This window comes from Agitococcus lubricus, assembly GCF_003051055.1.
Taxonomy (GTDB): Bacteria; Pseudomonadota; Gammaproteobacteria; order Pseudomonadales; family Moraxellaceae; genus Agitococcus; species Agitococcus lubricus.
Window position 1 is genome coordinate 283,883 of record NZ_QAON01000001.1, and the last position, 17,272, is coordinate 301,154.

The 17,272-nt window shown below is 43.9% G+C and carries 21 protein-coding genes; 16 read left to right on the plus strand and 5 right to left on the minus strand.

What is annotated here, in order from left to right; translation table 11 throughout:
* Positions 1 to 196 precede the first annotated feature (196 nt).
* Positions 197 to 670: a DUF11 domain-containing protein gene (locus C8N29_RS01145; protein WP_170106842.1), complete on the minus strand. Its 474-nt coding sequence runs from the start codon at positions 668 to 670 to the stop codon at positions 197 to 199.
* 421 nt (positions 671 to 1,091) lie between these two features.
* Between C8N29_RS01145 and argE the strand changes: the two genes are divergently transcribed.
* From argE to C8N29_RS01165, 4 genes are all read left to right on the plus strand, one after another.
* Positions 1,092 to 2,246, plus strand: coding sequence for an acetylornithine deacetylase (gene argE, locus C8N29_RS01150; RefSeq protein ID WP_107864183.1), 1,155 nt, complete (start codon positions 1,092 to 1,094; stop codon positions 2,244 to 2,246).
* 75 nt (positions 2,247 to 2,321) lie between these two features.
* The gene (gene argA, locus C8N29_RS01155) at positions 2,322 to 3,668 is read left to right on the plus strand and encodes an amino-acid N-acetyltransferase (RefSeq protein ID WP_107864184.1); all 1,347 of its coding nucleotides are present in this window, start codon (positions 2,322 to 2,324) and stop codon (positions 3,666 to 3,668) included.
* 155 nt (positions 3,669 to 3,823) lie between these two features.
* Positions 3,824 to 5,500, plus strand: a complete 1,677-nt coding sequence (gene ilvD / locus C8N29_RS01160) for a dihydroxy-acid dehydratase (RefSeq protein ID WP_107864185.1) — start codon at positions 3,824 to 3,826, stop codon at positions 5,498 to 5,500.
* A gap of 59 nt (positions 5,501 to 5,559) precedes the next feature.
* On the plus strand, positions 5,560 to 5,913 hold the full coding sequence (locus C8N29_RS01165) for a DUF3147 family protein (RefSeq protein WP_107864186.1): 354 nt from the start codon (positions 5,560 to 5,562) through the stop codon (positions 5,911 to 5,913).
* Positions 5,914 to 5,928: 15 nt separating this feature from the next.
* Here C8N29_RS01165 and C8N29_RS01170 read toward each other — a convergent pair whose 3' ends face one another.
* A complete protein-coding gene (locus C8N29_RS01170; RefSeq protein ID WP_107864187.1) occupies positions 5,929 to 6,282 on the minus strand; it encodes a hypothetical protein in 354 nt (117 codons plus the stop codon).
* 99 nt (positions 6,283 to 6,381) lie between these two features.
* Here C8N29_RS01170 and pdxH point away from each other — a divergent pair, with 99 nt between their 5' ends.
* On the plus strand, positions 6,382 to 7,023 hold the full coding sequence (gene pdxH, locus C8N29_RS01175) for a pyridoxamine 5'-phosphate oxidase (protein WP_107864188.1): 642 nt from the start codon (positions 6,382 to 6,384) through the stop codon (positions 7,021 to 7,023).
* A 13-nt stretch (positions 7,024 to 7,036) separates the two neighbouring features.
* Here pdxH and C8N29_RS01180 read toward each other — a convergent pair whose 3' ends face one another.
* Both C8N29_RS01180 and C8N29_RS01185 read right to left on the minus strand, forming a co-directional pair.
* The gene (locus C8N29_RS01180) at positions 7,037 to 8,524 is read right to left on the minus strand and encodes a YifB family Mg chelatase-like AAA ATPase (RefSeq protein WP_107864189.1); all 1,488 of its coding nucleotides are present in this window, start codon (positions 8,522 to 8,524) and stop codon (positions 7,037 to 7,039) included.
* A 95-nt stretch (positions 8,525 to 8,619) separates the two neighbouring features.
* Complete coding sequence (locus C8N29_RS01185; protein ID WP_107864190.1) at positions 8,620 to 8,988, minus strand: accessory factor UbiK family protein; 369 nt, start codon at positions 8,986 to 8,988, stop codon at positions 8,620 to 8,622.
* Positions 8,989 to 9,244: 256 nt separating this feature from the next.
* Here C8N29_RS01185 and C8N29_RS01190 point away from each other — a divergent pair, with 256 nt between their 5' ends.
* The 8 genes from C8N29_RS01190 (at position 9,245) to C8N29_RS01225 (ending at position 14,536) form a co-directional block, all read left to right on the plus strand.
* A complete protein-coding gene (locus tag C8N29_RS01190; protein WP_170106843.1) occupies positions 9,245 to 10,015 on the plus strand; it encodes a TorF family putative porin in 771 nt (256 codons plus the stop codon).
* Between the two features lie 90 nt (positions 10,016 to 10,105).
* Positions 10,106 to 10,444: a P-II family nitrogen regulator gene (gene glnK / locus C8N29_RS01195; protein WP_107864192.1), complete on the plus strand. Its 339-nt coding sequence runs from the start codon at positions 10,106 to 10,108 to the stop codon at positions 10,442 to 10,444.
* A gap of 180 nt (positions 10,445 to 10,624) precedes the next feature.
* Positions 10,625 to 12,130, plus strand: coding sequence for an ammonium transporter (locus tag C8N29_RS01200; protein ID WP_107864193.1), 1,506 nt, complete (start codon positions 10,625 to 10,627; stop codon positions 12,128 to 12,130).
* 148 nt (positions 12,131 to 12,278) lie between these two features.
* On the plus strand, positions 12,279 to 12,737 hold the full coding sequence (locus tag C8N29_RS01205; RefSeq protein ID WP_146164399.1) for a DUF4124 domain-containing protein: 459 nt from the start codon (positions 12,279 to 12,281) through the stop codon (positions 12,735 to 12,737).
* 21 nt (positions 12,738 to 12,758) lie between these two features.
* Positions 12,759 to 13,328, plus strand: coding sequence for a Crp/Fnr family transcriptional regulator (locus C8N29_RS01210; protein ID WP_146164400.1), 570 nt, complete (start codon positions 12,759 to 12,761; stop codon positions 13,326 to 13,328).
* Between the two features lie 68 nt (positions 13,329 to 13,396).
* Positions 13,397 to 13,816: an MAPEG family protein gene (locus C8N29_RS01215; RefSeq protein WP_107864196.1), complete on the plus strand. Its 420-nt coding sequence runs from the start codon at positions 13,397 to 13,399 to the stop codon at positions 13,814 to 13,816.
* Between the two features lie 14 nt (positions 13,817 to 13,830).
* Positions 13,831 to 14,112, plus strand: coding sequence for an antibiotic biosynthesis monooxygenase (locus C8N29_RS01220; protein WP_107864197.1), 282 nt, complete (start codon positions 13,831 to 13,833; stop codon positions 14,110 to 14,112).
* A 52-nt stretch (positions 14,113 to 14,164) separates the two neighbouring features.
* Positions 14,165 to 14,536 (plus strand): phosphopantetheine adenylyltransferase, encoded by a 372-nt coding sequence (locus tag C8N29_RS01225; protein ID WP_107864198.1) that lies wholly within the window; start codon positions 14,165 to 14,167, stop codon positions 14,534 to 14,536.
* 88 nt (positions 14,537 to 14,624) lie between these two features.
* Here the strand turns inward: C8N29_RS01225 and C8N29_RS01230 are convergent, their stop codons facing one another.
* Positions 14,625 to 15,509 carry an MBL fold metallo-hydrolase gene (locus C8N29_RS01230; protein ID WP_107864449.1) on the minus strand — a complete coding sequence of 295 codons (885 nt, stop codon included), beginning with the start codon at positions 15,507 to 15,509 and terminating at the stop codon, positions 14,625 to 14,627.
* A 162-nt stretch (positions 15,510 to 15,671) separates the two neighbouring features.
* Between C8N29_RS01230 and C8N29_RS01235 the strand changes: the two genes are divergently transcribed.
* Genes C8N29_RS01235 through C8N29_RS01245 form a run of 3 tightly spaced genes read left to right on the plus strand, consistent with a single transcriptional unit; the run spans position 15,672 to position 17,235 of the window.
* Complete coding sequence (locus C8N29_RS01235) at positions 15,672 to 16,553, plus strand: NAD(P)-dependent oxidoreductase (protein WP_239986932.1); 882 nt, start codon at positions 15,672 to 15,674, stop codon at positions 16,551 to 16,553.
* 53 nt (positions 16,554 to 16,606) lie between these two features.
* Positions 16,607 to 16,834, plus strand: coding sequence for a CopG family transcriptional regulator (locus C8N29_RS01240; protein ID WP_107864200.1), 228 nt, complete (start codon positions 16,607 to 16,609; stop codon positions 16,832 to 16,834).
* Positions 16,834 to 17,235, plus strand: coding sequence for a PIN domain-containing protein (locus tag C8N29_RS01245; RefSeq protein ID WP_107864201.1), 402 nt, complete (start codon positions 16,834 to 16,836; stop codon positions 17,233 to 17,235). The genes C8N29_RS01240 and C8N29_RS01245 overlap by 1 nt, the downstream gene beginning before the upstream one ends.
* The last annotated feature ends 37 nt before the right edge of the window (positions 17,236 to 17,272 follow it).

Consider the following 17,272-nt stretch of genomic DNA (forward strand, 5'->3'; position numbering starts at 1 on the left):
AACTGGCGTCGCTCACGCGTATCCTTACCCTTAAATGTGAGCGTCCAGCTCCATGCACGAGCTTCAAACGACTCTCGTACTTGCGGTACAAAAACGGCGCATTCTGTACCTGTAAGTTTTGCTCTCATCACAAGAGCAAAAGTCCTTAAACTCATACCGAAGTACGAGCTTGAAACCTCAAAAACGGAATCTTTTGTTATTCTTGGCTGACTTTCATACGCACACTAACAACAAAAGATTTATCTGCCGCTAACTCTGCCACATGCCAGCGCACAGCTTTATACTCTTTGACAGGAATTTCTTTTTTATCAGCACCTAACAGGGGGATGGGTGCAAAATTGGTATTATCGATAGTTGCTTCAGCATTGGCTGGTTTAGCTGTCTTAGACACATATTCCATACCTTCAGGTACGGGCAATTTAGCAACGAGCTTTTTAACGTTGGCTTTACTGACGTTTTTGTAGGTTGCTCGGTATTCAACGATTTCGCCTGGTTTAGTTTGTTTACTATCGACGAGGCTTTCTTTACCGTCTTTACCCACAACTACTTTGAACAACTCTAAATTGATTTGTACGGCTTCTTTTTTATCGTTTGGAGCTGCCCAACCGACTGCCGCAAACACAGAGCACACACACAACAAAAACACTTGCAGGATTTTACGATTTGACACTGTCACACCCTCATAGACCTTTTTGATATGGCCAGTCACCGTTATTCATCATCTGGAATCTAGCCGAACGAATCTTAAGCATACTCTAAGATTATTGACAATTGATGGCTGTCTACACTACATGATGAATTATTCACAGACTTGTCATAGATCATTACATACATTTACATATTATCAATTTTTATTGTGAATGCCATCACAAACACTAGCCCTTAAGATAAAAGGTATTTTTTTAACGATAAGAGAAATTCATCACGTTTTATCGGCAATATTAACGGCTATTTATAGTTTGAAAAGCCTTATTATGGTGTTTGAATCATCAAAAATATGTAAACAAGCATTACGTTTTCAAACGATTAACTCTTCTAGAACAGCTATTTTCGTCGTATGCTGTCTTAAAAGCTACGCTACACTAAATATTATGATTGATAAACATTTTTTACAGCAATTACAGCAACTCGTTGCGCTGCCTAGCGTGTCTTGCACGGACCCTAAAATAGACCAAGGTAATTTGGCTGTCATTGAATTATTGGCCACGTGGTTTAGTCACATCGGTTTTAGCTGTGAAATTATGCCGATTAGTGCAGGTAAAGCCAATTTAATTGCCACCTTAGGCAGTGGTTCGGGCGGTTTAGTGCTCGCAGGCCATACCGATACGGTGCCTTGTGATGCTCAATTGTGGACAAGCGACCCGTTTAAGGTCAGTGAACGTCATGGGAAATTATATGGCTTAGGCATTGCCGACATGAAAGGCTTTTTTCCTGCTGCCTTTAATGCGGCACAGGCCTTTAGTAAGAGTAAGCTGCAAGCGCCTCTCATTATTATTGCCACATGCGATGAAGAATCGTCGATGGCAGGCGCAAAAGCCTTAGTTGAAGCGGGTAAACCCAAAGCCCGCTTTGCCGTGATTGGGGAACCCACCAGCCTTAAACCCATTCGTTTACATAAAGGCGTGATGATGGAGCGGGTCACGATTATGGGGCATAGTGGTCATTCGAGTGACCCCAGCTTAGGCAATAATGCGCTAGACGCCATGACTTTAGTGATGGGTGAATTAATGGCGTTTCGGGCGGAAATGCAACAAAAATACCATCATCCTGCATTTACTATCCCCTACCCTACCCTAAATCTAGGTTGTATTCATGGTGGCGATAACCCTAATCGTATTTGTGGCCAATGCGAATTACAATTTGATTTGCGGCCATTGCCTGACATGAATATGGACGATATTCGTCAACAAATTGGCCAACGCCTTAAACGCATTGCGCTACAACAACACATTCAAATTGACTATGAACCCATTTTTGAAGGAACTCCCCCTGCGGAAACCCCTGCTAACTCTCCCTTCGTCAAAATGGTTGAGCGCTTAACCCAAAGTGAGGCAGGCTCGGTCGCTTTTGGCACAGAAGCGCCTTATTTTCGTCAATTAGGCATGGATACGGTCATTTTGGGCGCAGGCAGTATAGAAACCGCTCATCAACCCAATGAATATTTACCCATAAGCAACATTTCCCCGTTATTATTGTGGTTAAAACAACTCATACACCACTATTGTGTGCTTGGCCATGCGGCCTAAGACTTACAGCCACCCCTAAGCCTCTGCCAACATGCAGAGGAATAACGGTATTCAGTTTTTAGGATAGTTATCATTATGACTGATGATTTTTTGTCTCCCGATACCATGACCGAACAATATGTTCATTGGTTTAGAAATTCTGCCCCTTATATTAATGCTCATCGCGGCAAAACCTTTGTCTTAATGTTTGGTGGCGAAGCCGTTAATCACGATAATTTCCGTAACATTATTCATGATATTGCCTTATTACATTCCTTAGGTATTCACTTGGTTTTAGTGCATGGCGCACGACCACAAATTGATGAAAATTTAATTGAATACGGCTTGAGTACCCCTTTTCATAAAGGCTTGCGGGTCACGACACGCGAATCGTTACGCTGTGTGTTGGATGCAGTGGGGTCAATTCGTTTAGAGGTTGAAGCCTTATTAAGCATGGGGTTAGCAAATTCGCCAATGTATGGCGCACGTATTGATGCCGTTTCAGGCAATTTTGTCATTGCCAAACCTTATGGTGTGCGTGAAGGCGTTGACTTTCAATTAACGGGCGAAGTGCGTTCGATTGATACCGAAGCTATCAATAAAAACCTAATGAATCATCATGTTGTCATTTTAGGCCCAACAGGCTATTCAACTACTGGCGAAGTCTTTAATTTATTAGCAGAAGAAGTCGCGGTGCATGCAGCGATTGCCTTAAAAGCCGATAAATTGATTTTATTGGGCGAAAAAGAAGGCATTGCCAATGATGATGATCGTTTATTGCGTGAAATGATTCCCAATGAAGTCGACCAATACTTACGAGGCAAAGTCTTGGATAGTGAAATTTTGCGCCATATGGATGCGTCCCGCGAGGCGTGTCGTGGCGGGGTGCGGCGCGTACACATTATTTCTTATGCGCGTGATGGGGCATTATTACAAGAACTATTTACCCGTGATGGTTCAGGCACATTAATCACCCAAGACCCGTACGAAGAAATTCGTACCGCCGAAATTGACGATGTGGTGGGTTTAATTGAACTGCTACGCCCTCTTGAAGAAGAAGGGATTTTAGTACGCCGTTCACGTGAACGTCTAGAAACCGAAATTAATCAATTTGCGGTCATTGAACGTGATGGCATGATTGTCGGTTGTGCTGCTTTATATCCCCTGCCTGCTGATGAGCAAGGCGTATTAACGGGGGAAATTGCCTGTGTTGCCGTACATCCGAGTTACCGCAAAGGCGATAGAGGTTCTGAATTATTAGACTATTTAGAAGCACGGGCGCGCAATAAAGGCATTAAAAAGCTGTTTGTGTTAACTACACGTACCGCACATTGGTTTTTAGAGCAAGGCTTTAGCCCTGTCTCGGTCGATGATTTACCCAAAGAACGTAAAGCACTTTATAACTTCCAACGCAATTCGCAAGTGTTTAGTAAAAAGTTATAATCGCTTATTTATGCCTCGACTCCGCTCAGTCCACGCAAAAATACTCCCTGAGCCGAGTCATAAAGTGTTCGAGCGGAGTCAGAAGGTATTCCCTGAGCGAAGTCGAAGGGAAAACTCCATTATTCATTTAATATCGTTTTAACAAGAGATTTTGTATGTGTGATACCCCCAATATGCGTAAGCATTCTTCCGAAGTGGTTGATGGTATTGAAGCCGCACCAGCCCGCGCCATGTTACGCGCCGTTGGTTTTACCGATGAGGACTTTAACAAACCACAAATTGGTATTGCATCCACATGGGCAATGGTGACGCCTTGTAATATGCACATCAACAAATTAGCCGATGAAGCTGAAAAAGGTGCAAATGCTGCAGGTGGTAAAGCCGTTGTTTTTAATACTATTACCATTTCTGACGGTATTGCCAACGGCACTGTTGGTATGAAGTATTCTTTGGTGTCACGTGAAATTATTGCTGACTCAATTGAAGCAGTAGCAGGTTGTGAAGGCTTTGATGGTATTGTGGCAATTGGTGGCTGCGACAAAAATATGCCTGCTTGTATTATGGGCATGGCACGTTTAAATCGCCCCTCTATTTTTGTGTATGGCGGCACGATTAAACCTGGTGCAGGCCACACTGATATTATTTCGGTGTTTGAAGCCGTTGGCCAACATGCCAAAGGCGAATTAAATGCCATCCAAGTCAAACAAATTGAAGAAGTGGCTATTCCCGGCCCTGGCTCTTGTGGTGGTATGTACACAGCCAACACCATGGCCTCTGCCATTGAAGCCTTGGGCATGAGCTTACCTGGTTCCAGCGCACAAAATGCGGTGAGTGACGAAAAAATGTCTGACTGCTACCGTGCAGGTCAACAAGTGCTTGAATTATTGAAAAAAGACATCAAGCCTAGCGACATTATGACCAAAAAAGCCTTTGAAAACTCGATTCGTGTAGTCATTGCCTTAGGTGGCTCTACCAATGCCGTTTTACACTTCTTAGCTATGGCGCATACTGTAGGTGTTGATTTAACCTTAGATGATTTTGTGCGTTTAGGTGAAACCACACCAGTTTTGGCTGATTTACGTCCATCAGGCAAATACATGATGAGTGAGTTGGTTGCCATTGGCGGTATTCAACCTTTAATGAAGCGTATGTTGGCGCAAGGTTTGTTACATGGTGATTGTTTAACCGTAACAGGTAAAACCTTAGCTGAAAACTTGGCGGATGTTGCCGATTATCCCGAAGGCCAAGACATTATCCGTGATTTTGATAAGCCGATTAAAGCTGATTCTCACTTAATTGTGTTAAAAGGTAATTTAGCCCCAGAAGGCTCTATGGCTAAAATCACAGGTAAAGAAGGCTTATTTTTCCAAGGCAATGCCCGTGTGTATGCCAGTGAAGAAGATGCCTTACAAGGTATTTTAAACGGCGAAGTGGTTGCTAAAGATGTCATCGTCATCCGCTACGAAGGGCCTAAAGGCGGACCGGGTATGCGCGAAATGTTGTCACCCACTTCGGCCGTGATGGGTAAAGGTTTAGGCAAAGACGTTGCCTTAATTACTGATGGTCGTTTCTCGGGTGGTAGCCACGGTTTTGTTGTTGGCCATATTACCCCTGAAGCAGCTGAAGGTGGCCCAATTGCGTTAATTGAAAATGGTGATGTCATTACCATTGACGCGGTAACACGTGAAATTAGCGTCAACGTCAGTGATGAAGATATGGCAAAACGCCGTGCTCATTGGACTGCGCCTGCCCCCAAATACACCCGTGGCGTATTGGCCAAATATGCCAAAACCGTCTCCAGTGCGTCTGAAGGTGCGGTAACTGATAAATAATCATTTTGATTATTAGCAAAGGCAGAGTGAAGACTCTGCCTTTTTTATTGGCGTGAACAATGACTTGGATTATCACTAAATATCTCATCACCGCGGCGATGGTGGTTTTTATTTCGGAAATAGCCAAACGTAGTGACAAACTCGGTGGTTTGATTGCTGCATTACCGTTAGTGACTGTTCTTAGCTTAATTTGGCTGTATATAGAGCAACAACCAACCAGTAAAATTGCCAATCATGCTTGGTATACCTTTTGGTATGTCATTCCTACCTTGCCCATGTTTTTAGCCTTTCCTTGGCTAATATCACGTTTTGGTTTTTGGCTGAGTTTAGTCCTATCCTGTGTGATGACAGTGATTTGCTTTGTCCTTTTGGCATTACTTGTTAAACGATTAGGTATTGATTTAGGGATTTAATCTCCCCAATACGCTTTATTTGTACAAAATTTGACCCTCTTCATCATAAACCACTAAGCCAACTTGCTGTGCACAATGACAAATGGCTTGAATAAGTGGTAAGTCGGTGACTGCTTCCTTGAGCACTAATAATTTCACATCACCAAAAGAACTAGCCACCTCTAAACCTTCTTCCCAGACATTCTCTTCATTATCGCCATCCTCATCTTCTTCCGATAAATCAGGATATATTTGCGTGATTAACCCGACAAATTGTGTAAACTTTTTGGAATTTATCGGTGCTTGCTGGCGCTGGTGTGCGACAAAAATAGCCGCTTGGCTCGCCGTGGTCAGAGAGGTGTTATCGAGTAAGGCAAGCATATATGCCATAGAGGGTCTCCTTTATTATCACAGACTGGCCTTTGTATCATTGCCTTTTATCTGTACTTCAGACATGCTTAAAAAATTAAATCTACACCTAATCAGCGTATGAAACAGCTTGATATTGCCAGTATTCGCCAAGATTACTCCAAAAAAGAACTCTCTGTCGATGAGTGCCTTGCAGACCCCATAGCACAATTTAGCGTGTGGCTTGATGAGGCTATTCAGTCTAAAGTGAATGAACCCACCGCGATGAATTTAGCCACTGTCAGTGCCGAAGGCAAACCTTCCGCACGTATGGTGCTATTAAAAGGGGTCGAAGAGCAACAATTTGTTTTTTATAGCAATTATCAGAGTCGTAAAGGCGAACAAATGGCAGTGAATGCGTATGTCGCACTGACATTTTTTTGGCCCGAACTTGAACGACAAGTAAGAATTGAAGGTAAAATTGAACAGGTTAAAGGCGAAATTTCTGATGCCTATTTTCAGTCACGACCTTATAGCTCCCGCGTTGGTGCATGGGCTTCCGAACAAAGTCGTCCTTTAGATGCCAAATCGACCTTAGTCAAACGGGCTGCTTTTTTTGCCGCAAAATACATCACCCATGTGCCACGTCCTCCACATTGGGGCGGTTATGCTGTCGCGCCAGAACGCATCGAGTTTTGGCAAGGTCGGCCAAGCCGTTTACATGACCGCGTGGTCTACTGTTTAAGCAAAAATGACTGGCAAAAAGCGTGTTTATTTCCTTAATCGCACGCTTAAGCTACTGTCTATCCAACAATCTATAACCAATCGCCTCGGTTACATGCGGGACTAATATCGTATCGGACTGGCTCAAATCGGCAATGGTACGGGCAACGCGTAAAATACGATGGTAAGCGCGTGCTGATAAACGCAAACGCTGCATGGCTTGGTCGAGTAGTTTATTTTCTTGTGCGCCCAACCCGCAAAATTGTTCTAACTGACGTACCGTTAAGGCTTGGTTCGTACACCCCTGACGCGCCACTTGTTGCGCGCGTGCCCCCAATACCCGCTGCCTGACTATCGCTGAGGATTCACTGGCCTGCGTTTCTCTTAATTGTGTCGTTGTAATGGCGGGTACTTCAATGTGTAAATCGATACGGTCTAAAAGTGGCCCAGACAATTTTGCGCGATAACGGCCGATTTGCTCCACAGTACACCGACAACGCGAGGAACCATCCCCTAAAAAACCACAAGGACAGGGGTTCATGGCTGCTACTAATTGAAACGCCGCTGGAAAAGTCATTTGTTTCGCTGCTCGTGAAATCACCACTTGACCAGACTCTAAAGGCTCGCGTAATACCTCTAATACCTTTCGGTCAAATTCGGGTAACTCATCTAAAAATAAGACCCCATGATGCGCCAAACTAATTTCACCGGGTTTAGGTTGCGAACCACCACCCACTAAGGCTGGGGCTGAAGCCGTATGATGCGGCGCACGAAAGGGGGCAATCCCAAACGGTGCGGTATGGCCTGCAATAGAATGAATAGTAGCAACTTCTATACTTTTACTGTCGTCTAAAGGCGGTAAAATACTCGGCAAACGCGACGCTAATAGGGTTTTACCCGTACCTGGTGGCCCCATCATTAATAAAGAATGCTGTCCTGCGGCGGCAATTTCTAAGGCACGTCGCGCACGATGCTGTCCCTTAACATCAGCCAAATCTAGTACATGAGTAGGCACATTATCGACGGGCGCCTGCGCAATAGATGGGCTAATCTCGCCCTGCAAAAAACGATAAAGCTGCTTTAGGTCACTAAAACCATATACTTTTGCACCTGAAGGTCGAGCGGCCTCGGCAGCATTGTCTGCGGGCACACACAACACATGCTGCTGCTGTGTACTAGCCAAACTCGCTGCCAATACTCCTGTAATTGGACGAAGTTCGCCTGTTAACGCCAATTCACCTAAAAACTCTTTTTGTTGTAACCACTGTGCATTTAGCTGCCCACTAGCCGCTAAAATACCTAAAGCAATCGGTAGGTCAAAACGTCCCCCCTCTTTAGGTAAGTCCGCAGGCGCTAAATTAATAGTTAAACGACGCTGAGGAAAGTCAAAACCTGCGTTAAGTAAGGCCGAGCGCACGCGGTCTTTACTTTCTCGCACAGCCGCTTCGGGTAAACCGACAATCGTTAAGGCGGGTAAGCCTTGACTTAAATGGACTTCTACGGTGACTAAGGGCGCCTGCAAGCCTAAAGCGGCTCGCGTATATACTAGAGCAAGAGACATAACACATCCTTATGTAGAGAGGTCTAAACTAATCCAAACAGACCACTAACACTGTATCAAACCTTGAGCCATTTCGGCTAGTTATCACTGAAGCATCAGGAATCTGAGGCTTGTGATTTTTGTATTTGTTGCTCTAGACTTTTGAGTTGTGCGTCCAAACGATGCAATCTTTGTCGCGCCTCTGCTAATAACATCGCTTGTCGGTCAAACTCTTCACGGGTGACAAGCTCCATTTTGGCAAACGTTTCCTGCAAAACGGCTTGTAAATTTTTATCTAACTCTTGCCAAAGCCCCGATTGGTTAGCTTGCACATAACGTTCTTTGACCTGCTCACGAATTTTTTGCACCAAATTATCCAATGCCATCATTTTCTCGCTTAAAAATGCACCAAAACAACAAAAACAACCAATAAACGCACCAAAATAGCTCTTTATGCCTTTATTTAATGCGCTCTTTTTTAGCATGACGCCTGTATTCTACAAATGATTACTGCTTAAACACGTTTATTGACAATAATCCTAAGAAGTTGGCATGACTTCTGCTAATAAAACATTGCGATTCACACTTAACGGACTTGCGCTAGTTTGTCACAAGTTTGGGTTAACGGAAATTTGTTTTACGTCAACTCAAGTCAAAAAGGAAGTTGAGTATTGTTGTTCATGGAATGAATTGTGCCATGCAAAAGTTCGATGTTTGTTTATAACTATGTACGGGGTCTTTATGAAACTCTCTTCTTTAGCCAAAGCCATTTTAACCAGTTCTTTATTTGCGGTTGCCGCCCATGCCACTGCGGCTGAGCCAGTCACCTTAACAGGCAGTGCTGCATTCACCTCTGATTATTTGTTCCGTGGTGTTTCTCAAACCTCTAATGGCGGTGCTGTACAAGCAGGTATGACTTTTGCTCACGAGAGTGGTGCTTACTTCTCTCTATGGGGTTCTAGCATTACTGCTTTCTCGAACACCTCTTTTCAATCCACTGGTTTAGAGTTAGATACCTTATTAGGTTATAGCGGCAAAGTTGGCGAAGTCGGTTATGACGTGGGTGTGATGCGTTATAACTATCCAGGCTTAAATGCAAACAACAATTTCACTATCGACAGTAATGGCGATATTGTTGACGCTGACTTCAATGAAATTTATGCCTCTGTCAGCACGATGGGTGCAAAAGTCGGTTTTAACTACAGCCCAGACTACTTTAACGAAAGCGATAAGTTCCTCTACTTGTATGCCAGCTACGGTACAACTATTGGTGCAGTGTCTTTATCTGGCAGCTTAGGCATGAACAAATTTGACAGTGCAGAGATGATGTATCAGGCATTAGGTACTACAGGCAGTGATGACAGCTACATGGACTATAAACTTGCAGCTTCCACCAGTGTTTTAGGTGCAACGGTTGAAGGTGCATACATTGGCTCTGATATTGACGAAGAAGAATGTGCCGCAGGTTTATGTGAAGGCCGCTTTGTGGTCACCGTCTCCAAAGGCTTCTAATTATTTAGAGTCGTTAATGTCAACGACTCTACCATTTTGAGTCGCCCTCTTGCCCCTTTCGAGGGTGGCTCTTTTCTAAGGAGTAACATGATGAAATTGGTCACAGCCATCATCAAACCATTCAAACTCGATGATGTTCGCGAAGGATTATCTGACATTGGTGTACAAGGAATTACAGTTACCGAAGTCAAAGGATTTGGTCGTCAGAAAGGTCACACCGAACTCTACCGCGGCGCAGAATATGTGGTTGATTTTCTGCCTAAGGTCAAAATTGAAGTTGCCATTGGTGACGACTTGCTTGACCAAGTGATTGAAGCCATTACTAAAGCTGCTAATACAGGCAAAATTGGTGACGGTAAAATCTTCGTCAGTACCTTAGAACAGGTAATTCGTATTCGCACTGGCGAAACGGGTGTTGATGCTGTCTAAGCACATGGCTTACGCCACTGATGACCGTTGTTTTTATAACACTGGCTTTAAGAGTGAGACCCCTCTCTAAGTTGTCCCCTCTATAACGCCGCACAACGTCACGCTCCGTGTTACGCGTAAGTCTTGTATAAAAAAACTTGCCCCCTTTTTCCTTTAGACCCAATCACGTGGAGAACCATAGTGAAAAAGTTCTTGCTTGCCCTAAGTTTGAGTGGTGCACTACTAAGTACCGCTCCACTGTATGCAGAGGAAGCTGCGGCACCCGCATCAGCACCTGCTGTTACCGCCATGGCTGACGCGGCACCAACTGCGGCACCTGCACCTGAAGCGGCCGCACCTGCCGAAGCCGCCCCCGCCGAAGCTGCTGCACCTGCGCCTACCGCAAATAAAGCAGACGATGGCTTCTTAATGATTTGCTCTGCTTTTGTCATTTTAATGTCGATTCCAGGTTTAGCCCTGTTTTATGGTGGTTTGGTACGTAAAAAGAATATGCTATCGGTACTGATGCAAGTCTTTACTGTGTTTTCTTTGATTACTGTTTTATGGATGATTTACGGTTATAGCGTCGCCTTCACCGAAGGGAATGCCTTCTTTGGCTCGTTATCCAAAGTCTTCTTAAGTGGTGTCACTCTTGACTCACTCGCGGCCACATGGAGCAAAGCAACGCCCATCCATGAAATGATTTATATTGTTTTCCAAGGGGCTTTTGCTGCTATTACCTGCTGTTTGATTGTGGGTGCTTTTGCTGAACGCGCAAAATTTGCAGGTATCTTAGCCTTTATGGTGTTGTGGTTTACCTTCTCTTATTTACCTATCGCGCACATGGTATGGTACTGGGCAGGCCCAGATGCGTACACCGATGCTGCTGCTGCCGAAGCCGCCACCGCTACTGCTGGCTGGTTGTTCCAAAAAGGTGCTTTAGACTTTGCTGGCGGTACCGTTGTTCATATTAACTCTGCGGTTGCAGGTTTAGTGGGTGCGTATGTGATTGGCAAGCGTATCGGTTATGGTAAAGAAGCCATGTTACCTCACAACATGGTCATGACGATGATTGGTTCTGCCTTATTGTGGTTTGGCTGGTTCGGTTTTAACGCGGGTTCTGCTTTAGAAGCCAATGGTATTGCAGGTTTAGCCTTCTTAAATACTTGGGTTGCAACCGCCGCAGCGGCCTTCTCTTGGATGGCAACTGAGTGGTTATTCAAAAGCAAGCCCTCTATGCTAGGTGCTGCTTCAGGTGCAGTTGCTGGCTTAGTCGCCATTACCCCAGCTTGTGGTTTTGTTGGCCCAACAGGTGCGTTAGTCATCGGTTTACTCGCAGGTATCATCTGCTTGTGGGGTGTACATGGCCTCAAGAAATTACTCGGTGCCGATGATGCCTTAGACGTATTCGGCGTACACGGTGTTGGTGGTATCTTAGGTGCTTTATTAACAGGTGTGTTCGCTGACCCTGCCTTAGGCGGTACAAGCTGGTGGGATTACGTTGCTAATGCAGCAGGCACTTACGACATGTTAGGACAAGTGAAAGTACAAGCCATTGCGGTTGTGACTACCATTGTCTGGTCGGGTGTGGTTGCCTTCATCGCTTACAAAGTCGTTGATATCACTATCGGCTTACGTGTCGGCGAGGAAGAAGAGCGTATCGGTTTAGATGTCACCTCTCACGGTGAGCGTGCTTACAACGACTAAAGCATCGTGTGAGTACACAAAACGGAGGCAAATGCCTCCGTTTTTTTATGACTTTTTGCACGCATTTGTATTCTGATGATTGACAGCCTGTAAGAAATAGATTGTCATCATTCGCCATATCGTTCATGCAAAAAGATAAGGAATCGCCGTGAATCTTAAACCTGCGTACTTGCTCGTCATATTCAGTCTTAGCTTCCCCTTCATGGCGCAGGCTGAGATTTATAAATGGGTAGATGCCCAAGGCAATGTACATTTTGGTGACAAAAAGCCCAATAGCAGCCAAAGTGAAACGCTCTCTTTACCCGCGTCTAAATCTAGCCCTACCCCGTCTGCCTCAGAAAACCCCAACCAACAACAACGGCAAAAAAAATTGCTTCAAACCTTGCAAGAAGAACGGGAGCTACGCGAGAAGGAAACTAAGGTATCCTTAGAAAAACAGAATAAACTCAAACAAGACTGTGCGTATTGGAAAGATTATTTACGTAATATCTCAAGTGGCAGGATTTACACCTTAGATAATAAAGGTGAACGTGTCTATGCGAATGACCAAGAGCATGAGACCCAAATTAAACAAGTACAACAACAAATTGACCAATACTGTCGCTAAATGATGGCTAAGTCCATATTTTTGCCCTCGCTTCAAGACCATGAGTCTGCGTGGATAACACAAAAACTCCAATCTCTACCGTTAAAATCCGTAGATAAAGGTCAACGCCTCTACACCGAAGGGCAATACTTTGACACGGTTTATATTACCTTATCGGGTTTATATCGCAGTTATTATATTTTTGAAAACCAAGAAGTTAACTTGCGTTTTTTGGCAGGACATAGTTTGTTATGTCCTTTGTCATCACTTGGCAGTTTATTATATGGTGGCGATAAGCAAAAATCGGTTGAATCTATTGAGTGTGTCAGTGCTGGCCAAGTCTTCTGTTTATCGGTAAAAGACTTCATCCCTCATCCTAAACAAAACGATTATGCCACTCACCTCAAGGTGTTTAATACCATTGTGTTTGAGCATTACCTCTCTTTAGAACGCCGTTTACGCATGATTCAGCTCAAACGCGCCAAACAACGCTATGATTACTTTTGCCAAGTCATGCCTGTCGATATTGTGCACGGGATGCCGAGCTTTCATATTGCCTCTTATTTAGGTATCACCCCCGAAGCACTGTCACGCATTAAATCTAAAAATTGATTTTTATCAATGTCCGCCCGTGATTAAGGTTATACCGTATAAACCAGCCTTATTAAGGAGTCATAATCATGAGCACTGCACTTTACGTCCCCATGCTGAGTTTGATGTTGTTAACAATGATTGTTTGGTTGTGGATGTATATTAAACGGATTAGCTATATACAAACCAACAAAATTGACCCACAGTCCGCTGCAAGTCGAGTTGGTTTATTAAAAGTGCTACCTGATGAGGTGCAAGCCCCTGCCAATAATTTGAATAATTTATTAGAGCTACCGATTATCTTTTATGCGCTCTGTTTACTAAACAGCCAACAACCCCATGTGGGTCATACCTTATTGTATTTGGCATGGACGTATGTGGGATTAAGAGCGCTACACAGTGTCATCCATTGTACTTACAACAAAGTCATGCACCGTTTTAGTGTCTATTTTCTGTCCAGCGTTGTCTTATGGGCGATGTTGGTTTTAACCCTCGTTAGCGTGATGTAATGGAGTCAAAAACGATGGATTATGTTTTAATTATTCACGAAGTCGCCTCCTATTGCCTATGGAAAGACATCTTTGATAAGGCCGCTAAGTTACGCAAAGATGCGGGAGAAATACGCTATCAACTACTACGTTATGAGACCGACGCCAATCAAATTGTCCATTTTTCTCAATGGTCTTCTTTAGAAAAAGCACGTCAATTTTTTGAGTCCCCTGCATTAATTGAGATTCGTCAACAAGCGGGTGTCAAAGCGCCAAACTTTCTGTATTTACACCAAATAGAACAAGAGGTGTTGTAGTCAATACGATATCCCTATCCTAAACAAACGATGCTCACTGAGAGGTGTAGGCATGAAGCTATTTGAAAGCATCACTCTTTTACTGATTGGACTCATACATTTTCTGCCGCTGTTGGGGGTCATGGGCGTTAAACAACTAAAGACCTTGTATGGCGTAGACTTAACCGATAGCAGTGTGATTTTATTGATGCGCCATCGCGCGGTGCTCTTTGGCATCGTGGGGGGATTGATAATGTATAGTGTGTTTTTTCCTACGTTGCTCGCTGTTGCGTATATTGTAGGAGCTATCAGCATGGCGAGCTTTGTCGTGCTCGCTTTACCGATAAAAAATCACACGCCAGCACTCAAAAAAGTCTTTTATATCGATATGATTGGCCTCATCATGCTATTAGTCTCGTGCTTAGGTGCAACCTTTTTCAGCTAATATGTCGTAAAAATACGCATGGCAAAAAGAGTTCATTAGAGGTTCAATAACACCAGTAATTGAACCTCTCGCATCCGCTATTTCGATGTTATGAACGATGAAACCATTGTTTACCACGCATCGGCATCACAATCGGTTCTACCCCTGCTTCTTTAATTTCTTCTATAAACCCTGCTAAATCTACGCCAGGAATATAATCGGGGTCTTGTTCGTAGGGGGTAAACATAGTGTCCCAATGGCAAGGCACAATCCATTTGGGTTGTAATAGTGTCACCACGTCTTTGACATAATTCGGTCTGTACTTACGCCCGATAGCACATAAACACACCACATCCGCACGGACATTTTTTAACTCTTCGGGGATGAAGTCCGCAGAATCAATATGGACGATTTTTAAGCTACCCGTATCGACCAACCAATTCAGCACCAACCCGTGTTTTAAGTCGAGCATTTTCGGTGGCCAGACAGGCGGCGATAAAATATCCCCTGGAATGGGAATGCGCCCCATAATGGCTTTGCCATGAATCGAAGGTAAACCACGCACTGTCCATGCACCACAGACAATATCTTCACGGCCTTTAGTTTCAACTAATTGAGACTCTGGTAAACCCGCAGCACGTCCTACCATACACGTCGCCCGCGAACCAATTAAACGCGCGCCTGTTTGTTTACACAAATCTGGTGCATCTAAAATATGGTCATAATGGGCATGGCCAATTAACACCTCATCCGCAACAGGAATATATTTTTTTAATAACGCGGTATTGGTATGTAAGGGTCTTAATAACTCTGTCAGACCGATACGACTCAGATAGGGGTCTAACACAATAGTACGTTGTTGATTTTTAATAATAAAGCCTGCTGTACCCAAATAGGTTAACTCTATGCCCTCTTCGGTTTGTGTTAATGGCGCGCTGTATAAATGGGGCTCTGGTTTTAATTTGAGTACCCGACGTACAACCTGACCTATCATGCTAAAAATCATACGGCATCCCTCTCATCATTCTGCTTATCTTGACACCACGCCGCAGGAAGGTAAAGCCTCCAAATAGCCTCTGTGTCGTTAAACACTAACGCATTGAGATGGCAAATTAAAGACAGTACACTGTCATTTTTTATGGGGCATAGTAAAGACATGGCACCTCGTATTGGATTTGTTGGTATCGGCTTGATGGGCAGTCGTATGAGCCAACGCTTACTGCAAGCGGGTTATGAATTAATTATTTGGAATCGCTCGCCCGATAAATGTCAGACACTCGTTACACAAGGCGCTACCTTAGCCCCTACGTTGGCGTATGTCGCTGAGCACAGTGATATCATTTTCTTATGTTTAGCCGATACACATGCCGTTGAATCTGTCGTATTTGACGAGCAAGGGTTGGCAAATGCCCTCAGCAGTGGCCAACTGATTGTGGATTTTTCCAGTATTACACCCGATGCCACTCGCTTATTTGCTCAACGTTTAGCGGCTCAAAACATTCATTGGCTTGATTGCCCTGTGTCGGGTGGCGTGATGGGTGCAGAAAAAGGCACTCTCATTTTAATGGCAGGTGGCGAAGCGGCACAAATTGAACGCTTCAAGCCGATTGCTCAACATTTAGGACAAAAATTAACCCACATGGGGGATGCGGGGACAGGGCAAATTACCAAAATTTGTAATCAAATGATTGTCGCCAGTAATGCTGTTTTAATTGCTGAAACGGTAGCTTTAGCCGCGAAAGCAGGCGTTGATGCTCGTCAACTCGCCCCTGCCCTTGCAGGTGGTTTTGCCGATTCATTACCCTTACAAATTTTAGCACCACGCATGGCAACGGATAGCTTTGAACCTGTGCAATGGAAAGTGCAAACCTTATTAAAAGATTTAGATAACGCTGTCGCCTTAGCCAAAGAAAATACCAGTAGTACGCCTATTTCTGCTTTAGCGTCACAACTGTTAAGACTTCATGCTGCAACAGGTGCAAGTTTGGAAGATTTGAGTTCGGTGGTGAAATTGTTTAAAAATGCTGACTTAAAGTAGGAATTTTTGAGTAGCTGAAATATAATAGCTAATATAATTTATAAGAGGTTTTTATGTCGCAAATTACCTTATATTTGGATTACGAAGCTGAGCAATTATTACGCCAATCAGCACAAGCGGCAGGTTTATCTAACAGCAAATGGATTGCGGAGTTAATTAAAAAACACGCTCGTCAAGAATGGCCGACCGAACTTAAAAACCTAGCTGGGGCTTTTGCGGATTTCCCTTTGCGAGACGATAGCTTGCAACAGGCACAAGATACACCCAGAGTAGGCTTTTAATGTTAGTTTTAGATACCAATACTATTAGCTATTATTTTAGAAATGAGCCTTGTGTCGTCCAACAATTACAAGCAACGCCTTTGCAACAAATTGCTGTGCCCGCTATTGTTGTTTATGAACTTAAATATGGGATTTTGCGTTTACCAGACGAGGCCGCCTTGCCACGACTCAAAGCCTTAAGCAAGTTTTTACAATTTTTATCTATTATTGATGTTAATGAAAAAGTCGCGGACTTAGCCGCTCAGATTCGTGTCGATTTAGAAAAAACAGGTTTAGCAATAGGTGCACATGATGTATTAATTGCCGCCTCTGCTTTATCGGTAAATGGCCAATTAGTGACACGTAATGTACGTGAGTTTGAAAGAGTGCAAGGCCTGCAAGTTGTAAACTGGTTTAAATAAAAAAGGCTTGGTTGCCCAAGCCTTTTTCTATCGTTAT

Excerpts from the sequence above, each read along its gene's own strand:
- argE (WP_107864183.1), top strand. The coding sequence starts at position 1,092 with ATGATTGATAAACATTTTTTACAGCAATTACAGCAACTCGTTGCGCTG.
- argA (WP_107864184.1), top strand. The coding sequence starts at position 2,322 with ATGACTGATGATTTTTTGTCTCCCGATACCATGACCGAACAATATGTT.
- ilvD (WP_107864185.1), top strand. The coding sequence starts at position 3,824 with ATGTGTGATACCCCCAATATGCGTAAGCATTCTTCCGAAGTGGTTGAT.
- C8N29_RS01165 (WP_107864186.1), top strand. The coding sequence starts at position 5,560 with ATGACTTGGATTATCACTAAATATCTCATCACCGCGGCGATGGTGGTT.
- C8N29_RS01170 (WP_107864187.1), bottom strand. The coding sequence starts at position 6,282 with ATGGCATATATGCTTGCCTTACTCGATAACACCTCTCTGACCACGGCG.
- pdxH (WP_107864188.1), top strand. The coding sequence starts at position 6,382 with ATGAAACAGCTTGATATTGCCAGTATTCGCCAAGATTACTCCAAAAAA.
- C8N29_RS01180 (WP_107864189.1), bottom strand. The coding sequence starts at position 8,524 with ATGTCTCTTGCTCTAGTATATACGCGAGCCGCTTTAGGCTTGCAGGCG.
- C8N29_RS01185 (WP_107864190.1), bottom strand. The coding sequence starts at position 8,988 with ATGCTAAAAAAGAGCGCATTAAATAAAGGCATAAAGAGCTATTTTGGT.
- C8N29_RS01190 (WP_170106843.1), top strand. The coding sequence starts at position 9,245 with ATGAAACTCTCTTCTTTAGCCAAAGCCATTTTAACCAGTTCTTTATTT.
- glnK (WP_107864192.1), top strand. The coding sequence starts at position 10,106 with ATGAAATTGGTCACAGCCATCATCAAACCATTCAAACTCGATGATGTT.
- C8N29_RS01215 (WP_107864196.1), top strand. The coding sequence starts at position 13,397 with ATGAGCACTGCACTTTACGTCCCCATGCTGAGTTTGATGTTGTTAACA.
- C8N29_RS01220 (WP_107864197.1), top strand. The coding sequence starts at position 13,831 with ATGGATTATGTTTTAATTATTCACGAAGTCGCCTCCTATTGCCTATGG.
- C8N29_RS01225 (WP_107864198.1), top strand. The coding sequence starts at position 14,165 with ATGAAGCTATTTGAAAGCATCACTCTTTTACTGATTGGACTCATACAT.
- C8N29_RS01230 (WP_107864449.1), bottom strand. The coding sequence starts at position 15,509 with ATGATAGGTCAGGTTGTACGTCGGGTACTCAAATTAAAACCAGAGCCC.
- C8N29_RS01235 (WP_239986932.1), top strand. The coding sequence starts at position 15,672 with ATGGCACCTCGTATTGGATTTGTTGGTATCGGCTTGATGGGCAGTCGT.
- C8N29_RS01240 (WP_107864200.1), top strand. The coding sequence starts at position 16,607 with ATGTCGCAAATTACCTTATATTTGGATTACGAAGCTGAGCAATTATTA.
- C8N29_RS01245 (WP_107864201.1), top strand. The coding sequence starts at position 16,834 with ATGTTAGTTTTAGATACCAATACTATTAGCTATTATTTTAGAAATGAG.